Source organism: Burkholderia sp. MR1-5-21, assembly GCF_053427715.1.
Window position 1 is genome coordinate 228,445 of sequence record NZ_JBSAXD010000012.1, and the last position, 7,064, is coordinate 235,508.

At 64.9% G+C, this 7,064-nt stretch carries 7 protein-coding genes; 4 read left to right on the top strand and 3 right to left on the bottom strand.

The features are described from left to right. Positions 1 to 158: 158 nt before the first annotated feature. From ACV229_RS18605 to ACV229_RS18615, 3 genes are all read right to left on the bottom strand, one after another. Positions 159 to 992 carry a universal stress protein gene (locus ACV229_RS18605; protein ID WP_448084575.1) on the bottom strand — a complete coding sequence of 278 codons (834 nt, stop codon included), beginning with the start codon at positions 990 to 992 and terminating at the stop codon, positions 159 to 161. Next, entirely contained in the window at positions 989 to 1,489 is a 501-nt protein-coding gene (locus ACV229_RS18610; protein ID WP_448084576.1) for a universal stress protein, read from the bottom strand. The genes ACV229_RS18605 and ACV229_RS18610 overlap by 4 nt, the downstream gene beginning before the upstream one ends. Positions 1,490 to 1,580: 91 nt before the next feature. Next, positions 1,581 to 2,420 carry a universal stress protein gene (locus tag ACV229_RS18615; protein ID WP_448084577.1) on the bottom strand — a complete coding sequence of 280 codons (840 nt, stop codon included), beginning with the start codon at positions 2,418 to 2,420 and terminating at the stop codon, positions 1,581 to 1,583. A gap of 136 nt (positions 2,421 to 2,556) precedes the next feature. On the opposite strand from ACV229_RS18615, the gene ACV229_RS18620 reads away from it, so the two are divergent. From ACV229_RS18620 to ACV229_RS18635, 4 genes are all read left to right on the top strand, one after another. Beyond that, positions 2,557 to 3,597, top strand: a complete 1,041-nt coding sequence (locus ACV229_RS18620) for a zinc-dependent alcohol dehydrogenase family protein (RefSeq protein ID WP_448084578.1) — start codon at positions 2,557 to 2,559, stop codon at positions 3,595 to 3,597. Between the two features lie 287 nt (positions 3,598 to 3,884). Continuing rightward, positions 3,885 to 5,078, top strand: coding sequence for an NnrS family protein (locus tag ACV229_RS18625; protein WP_448084579.1), 1,194 nt, complete (start codon positions 3,885 to 3,887; stop codon positions 5,076 to 5,078). A 136-nt stretch (positions 5,079 to 5,214) separates the two neighbouring features. Continuing rightward, positions 5,215 to 5,871, top strand: coding sequence for a hemerythrin domain-containing protein (locus ACV229_RS18630; protein ID WP_448084580.1), 657 nt, complete (start codon positions 5,215 to 5,217; stop codon positions 5,869 to 5,871). Between the two features lie 272 nt (positions 5,872 to 6,143). Continuing rightward, a complete protein-coding gene (locus ACV229_RS18635; RefSeq protein ID WP_448084581.1) occupies positions 6,144 to 6,803 on the top strand; it encodes a pyridoxamine 5'-phosphate oxidase family protein in 660 nt (219 codons plus the stop codon). Positions 6,804 to 7,064 lie beyond the last annotated feature (261 nt).

Consider the following 7,064-nt stretch of genomic DNA (forward strand, 5'->3'; position numbering starts at 1 on the left):
TATGGAAATCAAGGTATTGCTGTTCTGTCTGCTCTGATCGATGTTGATCCGCCTTGATGCATGTGCGCAGGATTGGCGACTTGCCGCCTGCATGGGCCGAGCAGGGTGAAGCCAGAGAATTTTACAGCGTCGCGCGGCGACGCATTGCGATGCGTGGGTCAATGCGACATCAGCACCGGCACCGTCATGGTTTCGAGGATCGTTCGCGTAGCGCCGCCGAGCACACGCTCGTGCATCCGGGTGTGGCTGTAATTGCCCATGACGAGCAGGTCGGCATGCAGGTCGCTGGCCCGATTGAGCAGCGTCACACCCGTGCCGATGCCCGCTTCGCGCGGTGTCGTCGAAATGGACGCACGAACGCCGTGACGCTCGAGGTAAGCGGCAACATCGATGCCTGCGGGCGTCTTGTCCGGATCCGGATGCCCGCGCTCCACCGTTTCGACGGTAACGAAACGGGCGTGCTCCAGCAGGGGCAGCGCGTCGGCAACCGCGCGGGCCGCCTCCCGGCCACCGTCCCAGGCGACAAGAATATTCTCGCCAAGGCTGCGCACCACCCCGGCGTACGGCACGACGATGGCCGGCCGCCCGCTGCCCGTCACCACGTCGTCGACGAAATGACGCGCAATGTATGTCAAGCGATCCTGAGGATCCAGCTGGCCGAGCACCAGGAGATCCGCATGACGCGCATGCAGTATCGCGGCTTCGGTCGCGGGGCCGGCGGGCGCGCGCCACTCGACGCTGCGTCCCGCGCGTTCGGCCGCGTCGAGGAAGCGCTCCTCGGCCTGCGTCCGGCGCTCCTCGCACAGGCGTTCGTACACGGCGAGCTTCAGCGGTTCGTCCGGACGCCGCAACGGCTCGAACATGTCCTGGCAAACCACGTAGAGACCGATCAGGTGCGCGTTCCAGCGTCCGGCGAGATCGAGTGCGAGGTCGATGCGCGCATTGCAGCGCCGGCTGTCGTCGAGATGGACGAGCAAGGTCTTGTAGTTCACGACGGCTCCTTTTCGGTCGAGGTCACGGCTGTTTCGGCGGCATGCGACGGTGCACCGTGCGCCGTAATCATCAACACGGGGCGCGTCGCGCCGCGCAGCACCCGTTCGGCAACGCTGCCCAGCAGGACGCGCCGGAAGCCGCGTCGGCCGTGCGTTCCCATGACGATCAGATCGGCGCCCGTCTGCCGGGCAAAAGCCAGGATGCGCTCCGCGACGTCTTCGCCCGGATCGGTATCGATGATCTGCGGCGTCCCCGGCACGCCGAGGGCGGCCATGCGGTTAGCGGCGTCATCGGCAACGCGCAGTCCTTCCTTGCGGAATGCGTCGATCAGGATCGATGGATCGTAGCCGGCCACATCGTAGGCAGGCACCAGAAAATCGACGACGTAGACGGGCGTCAACCGTGCACCGGTCCGGGACGCGAGCGTCAGTGCGGCATCGAGTGCTTGGGACGCTGTTTCGCTGCCGTCAAGTGCGACGAGGATATTCGAGTACATGGCGATTCCGTTGATCAGGATGACACATGTTCATCTTCGGCGCGCGTGCGGAGATCGCGCTGATCTGGATCAAGCGGGGCGCTCGGTTCGCTCAGTGCGACATCAGCACCGGCAGCGTCATCGACGCGAGAACGGTGCGTGTCGCGCCGCCCATCAGCAGCTCGCGCCAGCGCGTGTGTCCGTAGGCGCCCATCACGAGCAAGTCGGTGCCGGTTTCGTATGCGCGTGACAGCAGCGTGTCGCCGACCGATTCATCGGCGTCGCCGCTGATGTCGAGTACGTCGACGGCGGGCGCATGACGGGCCAGCATCAGCGCCGCATCGGCGCCGGGGATACGGATGCCGGCCGCTTCTTCGCTGCCGTTGGTGACGGCGACGACGGTCGTGCGTTTCGCATGCCTGAGGAACGGTATCGCGTCATGCGCGGCGCGCACGGCCTCGCGACTGCCGTCCCATGCAATGAGCACACGCTCGCCGATCGTCCGGAAGTTCCCGGCGTATGGCACGAACAGCACCGGGCGACCCGCGGACAGCACCAGGTTCTCCGCGAACTGATCGTCGATGAACGTCTCGGGGTCGTTCGGGTCGCTCTGCCCGGCAATCACGAGATCCGCATGGCGCGCGTGATGCGGCACCGCGGTGTTTGCGCGAGCGTCGGCGGAAATCCAGTTGCTGGACACCTTCGCGCGCATGGATTCCGCATGAAAGAGGCGCTCGAGCGCGGCTTGCCGTTCGTCGCGCCGTTGCCGCTGTTCGCGGAAGTAGTCGGCGGAACCGGCCATCACGTAAAACGAAGTCGGCTCAGGCGTATGGATCGCAAACACGCCGGTCAGATGTGCGTCGAATTGCCGCGCGAGCCGCAATGCCAATTCGAGGCGCGAATGGTTGTGGCCGCTCGTATCGAGGTGCACGACTATGCTCTTGTAGCTCATCGCGATCGCTCCGTCGACGGGAGATCCGTCAGTGCAGATGAGTCTACGAAGCAGGCTTTCCGCACGCTTGACTCAGATCAACGGCGCCTGCGCGTGGTGGCTGCACAGTGAAGCGGTCGCGCATGGAGAAAACGAAATGAGAGCACTCGTATATCACGGCCCCGGACACAAGGCGCTCGACCAGCGGCCGATGCCGGAACTGCAGGCGCCGACCGACGCGATCGTCCGGATGACACGCACGACGATCTGCGGTACCGACCTGCACATCCTCAAGGGCGATGTACCGACATGCGAGCCGGGCCGCATCCTCGGTCATGAGGGCGTCGGAATCGTCGAGCGGGTCGGGGCGGCGGTCGACACGCTGAAGGCGGGCGATCACGTGCTGATTTCCTGCATCTCGTCGTGCGGCCGATGCGAATACTGCCGCCGCGGCCTGTATTCGCACTGTACGACCGGCGGCTGGATCCTCGGAAACCGGATCGACGGCACGCAGGCCGAGTTCGTGCGGATTCCGCACGCGCCGACGAGCCTGTACCGGATTCCGCCCGGTGCGGACGAGGACGCGCTTGTGATGCTGTCCGACATCCTGCCGACCGGATTCGAATGCGGCGTGCTGAACGGCAAGGTGCAGCCGGGCTGCTCGGTCGCGATCGTCGGCGCTGGCCCGATCGGGCTCGCGGCGTTGCTGACCGCGCAGTTCTATTCGCCCGCGCAGATCATCATGATCGACCCGGACCGCAACCGGCTCGACGTCGCACGGCGCTTCGGCGCGACCGAGGGCATCGACGGCCGTGCCGGCGATCCGGTCGCGGAAGTGATGAAGCTGACCGATGGGGTCGGTGTCGATTGCGCGATCGAGGCGGTCGGGATCCCGGCGACGTTCGAGATGTGCACGTCGATCGTCGCGCCGGGCGGGGTCGTCGCGAACGTCGGCGTGCATGGCGTGAAGGCGGACCTGCACCTCGAGAAGCTGTGGGATCGCAATATCGCGATCACGACCCGGCTCGTCGATACGGTCAGCACGCCGATGCTGCTGAAAACCGTACGATCGGGGCGGCTCGATCCGAAGCAACTCATCACGCACCGCTTCTCGCTCGACGACGTCGAGCGGGCATACGACACATTCAGTCACGCCGCGGATACGCATGCGCTGAAGGTCATCATCGAAGTTGCGTGAGTGCCGGGCAGCAGGCTGCGGAGCAGGCGCTCGACGTTTGCTCCGCGCGCCCGCCATCACGGTGACGGTGCTGCGTGTTCGTCCGTAGCCATTGCAGGATTTCCTCGTAATCGGCCAATGATCACCATCGGGCTGTCGAGATACACGGGTACGCGCGGCATGCGGTACGGGGGCTTGACGCAGATCATGCATTCGCACGATGCCACTGCGGACCGTATGGAAACCAGCCATATTCGACGGCGTGGGGCTAGGATGAATTGCAGAACCATCCGCCGCCGGAGAGAAACATGAAGATCAGCGAACCGATGAGGGCACCGTCGTCGCCCGACACGCAGCCGCTGCTGCAACTGGGGCTGCGGCCGTTCTACCTGGGCGGCGCGTTGTTCGGCAGCGTTGCGCTGGCGGTCTGGCTGGCCGCATGGCACGGCGTGCCGGTCGCCGGACGCGCGGCACCGCTGACAGGGCTGATGTGGCATGTGCACGAGATGATCTTCGGTTTCGTCGCGGCGATCGTCGTCGGTTTCCTGCTGACTGCCGTGCGCGCCTGGACGTCGCGCGAGACGTTGCGAGGCCCGTCGCTTGCCGCGCTCTGGCTGCTTTGGGCAGCCGGGCGGCTGCTGGTCTGGACCGGCCCGGAGACGCTTGCTGCCGTCGTCGACTCGCTGTTCCTGCCGATCACGGCAATCGTGCTGCTGCGCGTGCTGATCTCCGTGAAGAACCGGCACAACGTGTTCCTGCCCGTGGCGCTCGCGTTGTTCGGCGGATTGAACGCGTTATTTCACTTGTATGTCGCGACGGATCGAGTGGACCTTGCGCTGCGTACGGCGTACGCAGCAACGGGACTGGTCGTGTTCTTCGTCGCGGTGATTACCGGCCGCATCGTGCCCATGTTCACGATGAACGCGATTCCGGGTTTCACGGTCCGACGTGTCCGGTTCGTCGATGCGAGCGCCGCGCCGGCGGTCGCGCTGACGTTGATCGCGGACGCGCTCGGCGTTCCCGGCGTGATCCTGATCCCCGCTGCGTGCGCAACGATGCTGCTGCACGTGATCCGCATCATCGGGTGGCGGTCGTGGCGCGTCGGCAATCGGCCGATCATCTGGATCCTGCACGTGTCCTGCCTGTGGATTCCCGTCGGATTCGCGATGCTTGCGCTGTCGGCTGCGGGCATCATCCCGCATTCGCTGGCGATGCACGCGCTGACGGTCGGGGCGATCGGCGGCGCGATCATCGCGATGATCACGCGTACCGCGCTCGGCCATACCGGACGTACACTCGTTGCGGGGCCCTGGGAGCAGCTGTGCTATTGGCTGATGGTCGGCGCAGTCAGCCTGCGGGCATTCGGGCCGCTCGTCCCGGGCGTTCCGTACGGATTCTGGATCGACGCTTCCGGTGCCTGCTGGATCGTGGCCTTTACCGCATACGCGATTCACTACTTCCCGTTTCTGATCTCGGCGAGGGCCGACGAACGTGCGGATTGACGGCGGGCGTGCGGGTTGATCGACCGCCGCCGGAAGCGAACCGACCTGTTCCGATGATGGCAGGTTCTCCGTTGATGCAAATCATTCGGACGCGCGTTGGGCCCGCTATATTTTTTGCATGGACTCTGTTGCGCACATGTTGAAGAACGGCGTATCGCGGGAGCCATGCTTCAAACAACGCGACCGCCGCGGCGGCGCGTCCACGCGTGAGAGGTTCGATATGAAAGCGCCGGAAGCGAGCGCCGTACAGTCCATCCTCAGGGAACACCAGCAGCTGTCGACCATCATTTCGGGCATGCAGCGCTTCGTCGAACTGCTCGGCAATGGCGCAAAGACGCCGGGGTTGATGGTGCTTCGGGCCATGCTTTACTACATTCGCGAATTTCCCGAGCAGGTCCATCATCCCAAGGAGGACCGCTATCTTTTTTCGCACTTGTGGCACCGTGCCGACGACCTCGATGAAATCATCGCCGAACTGGAGGAGCAGCACGTTCAGGGTGAAGCGCTGGTGCGAAACATCGAACATGCATTGACCCGGTACGAACTGGCCGGCGAGTCAGTGCTCCCGGCGTTGCGCGCGCGGGTAGACGACTATGCTGCGTTCTACAGAAATCACATGCGCCTGGAAGAAGAGGTGATACTGCCTGCCGCGAGGAAATGGCTGACGGAGCAGGACTGGAACGAAGTCAGCGAGGCGTTCGGCGCAAACCGCGATCCGTTCAGCGGCGTCGAGGCCGAGGAAGATCTCGGCCACCTGTTTTCGTTGATCGTCGGCACCATCCCGGAAGCGTAAATTCGGGTGGTCGCCGGGTGCAACGTCACGTATCCGGCGACGCGTGTTGCATCGGTCGAATGAGGGCGGTTTTCCAGCGGAGCGACACCGGTCGATGCCGCGTGCGTTGGAGCGCGGGAAGCCGAGACAGGCGGTGCTGCAAGGCACGGTGAAGGAAACCGCATGAGCTGGTCGATCGTGGTTCTAAAGACTTGATCGACGCTGGGTCTACAAATGGTGCCACGATTGTCCTATCGTGGCGCCATTTTCGACCACCTGAAAGGAATCCTGCCGTGACCGCTGCCGAAACGCCGCCGCCATCCCGACGTACCCGCGTCCATCGCATTGCAAAACTCGCCAGCTACGACCGCGCGACGCTCCACGCGATCGTCGACGCGGCGTATGTGTGCCACGTCGCGTTCGCCGACGAGCACGGCGTGCACTGCATTCCGACCGCGTGCTGGCGCGACGGCGATCATCTCTACATCCACGGCTCCAACGGCAGTCGCATGCTGAAGCTGGCGACGAGCGGCGCGCAGGTTTGCGTGACGATCACGCATCTGGACGGGCTGGTGCTCGCGCGCTCGGCGTTCGAGCATTCGATGAACTATCGCTCGGCCGTGATCTACGGCGCGTTCGAGGTCGTGGAGGGGGCGGCCAAGGCCGCAGCGCTCGATACGTTCCTGGAGGGGATTGCGACCGGTCGTTCACGCGAAGTGCGCGCCGGCAATGCGAACGAGCTGGCCGCGACCACGGTCCTGCGCATCCCGCTGGAGGAAGCTGCGTGCAAGGTCCGCTCGGGCGGACCGGAGGATGGCGACGACGACCTGTCGTTGCCGGTGTGGGCGGGGGTGCTGCCGCTGGCGCTGCAGCCGCAGGCGCCGGTCGTCGATGCTGCGCCGACGGGGACGCCGGAGTATGTGAGGCGGTGGCACACGGTCGCGAATCGCTGAAGCTCGCGTGCACGGCTTGCTCTTGTCCCGCGATCGCGTGCGGAACATATGGCGATTCGAGCGGCGGGACTTTCGGTTTGCGGGGTATACGGCCGGATAGCGCGGGTCGTGCCGAGTCCGGCATGCGTGGTGTGGCGAAACGCGAATGGATTGGCGAGTTCGCGAATTGCCGCACGCAGGGCGCGACAGACCGGGTCTGCCGGTATCGGCAAACCCCGCATCCGCTCCGGATGAGCCCTCAGCGATACACCGGGAAACGCC